The sequence below is a fragment of the Thermohalobaculum sediminis genome (assembly GCF_023487995.1).
Classification (GTDB): Bacteria; Pseudomonadota; Alphaproteobacteria; order Rhodobacterales; family Rhodobacteraceae; genus Thermohalobaculum; species Thermohalobaculum sediminis.
The window spans coordinates 1-1,772 of the sequence record NZ_JAMFKN010000041.1 but is presented as its reverse complement, the minus strand read 5'-3'; the positions used below and the strand labels follow the sequence as shown (position 1 = coordinate 1,772).

Here is a 1,772-nt window from a genome sequence, read left to right as displayed (position 1 = left end):
ATGCCGAGCAAGGCCAAGACGGCTCGGAGTGCGCGTTCGCCGCGCAGAGCGCGGAGTTCTGGAGATCGGGACAAACTGCCAAAACGGGCAAGTCGCCCAGAGGCTGCAAGCCGAGTCGATTACAACCCATCTCCCAGCGCCCAGCGACGTGTGACCTCTGGGCTGTCGTCGAATTGCGCCTCGAAGATGGGCGAGGCGAGGACGGCCAACATGTGCAGTTCGCCGTCCCCGGAGTTGCGGAATCCGTGGCGGCGCTTTGCCGTTATCAGTGCTGAATGACCTGCCGACGCTCTGAACCGCTCGCCGTCGATCCAGATCTCCGCTTCGCCTGACAGCACGGTCAGCACTTCTTCGACCGGATGCCAATGGGTCGGAGCGCCGAGCCCTGGCTCGCACCACTGCTCAAAGATCGAAAGCGCCGAGGCTCCGGTCAGTGCTGAGATGCGCATACGCGTCGACACGCCCGGACGCCAGTCTCGACAGGGTTGGTTGTTATGATCGATCAGCTTCACGGCAGATCTCCTGATGTGCACGCGGCGCCGGGCTTCAGTTGGCGACCCGAGAATGCACGGACTAGCCAATGTGTGATCCTCGAAATGCGATTGTCACTGTTTTTTCCAAAACATCCGACGCGAGCACGATTGGCGAGCAGCGCTCCGGTGGCTCCGGCGTTGGCCAGTGCAACGGATCGTGCTGCATCTGCACAGAGCCGCTTCGACCCACCGGGCAGCCGTCTGGAGTTCAAGGCCGACGTGTTTGTCGCGACAGCTCGATTGGAGCGTTCAGGGCATGACTTTGCTGAGCAGCACGGCGTCGACTGTCCTGCGGCTCATTCGGTTAACAGCGCTTCGACCTCCGCCGGGTTCGCGGCGCCTTTCAGGCTTGTGAAATCGCCTCGCTCGAGCATCGCGCGGGCGCTGTCGATAATCACCTGCTGTGTGACCCGAGCCAGTCCACCCCCGATGGAGATGCGGGCGGCTCCCAGCGCCCCCATCTGATCCACCGTCAGATCACGCATCGCGCCGGCAGCCAGCAGGTTGACCGGTGTCCCGATCGCGGCCAGCGCACGGGTGGTGTCGGCATCCACCAACGGCGCGTAAATCACGTCGGCGCCTGCTCGGGCGAACGCCCTGCAGCGGCGCAAGGCCTCGGCCTGATCATAGTTCTTGAAGATCCAGCCGTCGGCGCGGGCGGTCAGCACGATCCCCACGGCACGGGCAGCGGCGACCGCCGCCTCGATCCGGGCCAGAGCCAGATCGAAAGGATAGGAGTCCGTCGTCGGGACGGCGGTGTCCTCGATCGAGACGCCCGCGAGCCCCGCCTCCGCCGCTAGTCGCACGGTCTCGACAACAGTCTCGGGGTCTTCGCCAAACCCGTTCTCGAAATCGCCATTCACCGGCACGTCGACTGCCGCGCAGATGGCGGCGGCGTGCTGCAGGGCCATGTCGCGCGATACCTGCCCGCCATCGGTCAGACCCAGCGTGAACCCATGCCCGGCCGACGTCGTCGCCAGCGCTCGCGCGCCCAGCCGCGCCATAATCTTCGCCGACCCAATATCCCAAGGGTTCAGCATCACCACCGGTCGGCCTGGGACATGCTGGGCACGGAAACGTTCCGTCCGTTCGTTGCGGCGCATGGCGTGGCCCCCGTTTCGGATCACCGGCAGTGTCGCACGGTCATTGAGCCGGGCAAGCGAAACCTGCGGTCAGCGACAACTGTGGAAGGGCCTGATCGAGGTGCCGGACCGGCCGTTTAAATATTGCCTCATCGTC

Annotated in this window: 2 protein-coding genes; both read right to left on the bottom strand. The window is 64.7% G+C overall.

Annotation, left to right across the window (positions count from 1 at the left end; genetic code table 11):
• Positions 1–119: 119 nt before the first annotated feature.
• Entirely contained in the window at positions 120–512 is a 393-nt protein-coding gene (locus tag M1105_RS20515; RefSeq protein ID WP_249582233.1) for a cupin domain-containing protein, read from the bottom strand.
• Between the two features lie 317 nt (positions 513–829).
• Positions 830–1,636, bottom strand: a complete 807-nt coding sequence (locus M1105_RS20510) for an isocitrate lyase/PEP mutase family protein (RefSeq protein WP_249582232.1) — start codon at positions 1,634–1,636, stop codon at positions 830–832.
• Positions 1,637–1,772: the final 136 nt, after the last annotated feature.

Excerpts from the sequence above, each read along its gene's own strand:
- M1105_RS20510 (WP_249582232.1), bottom strand. The coding sequence starts at position 1,636 with ATGCGCCGCAACGAACGGACGGAACGTTTCCGTGCCCAGCATGTCCCA.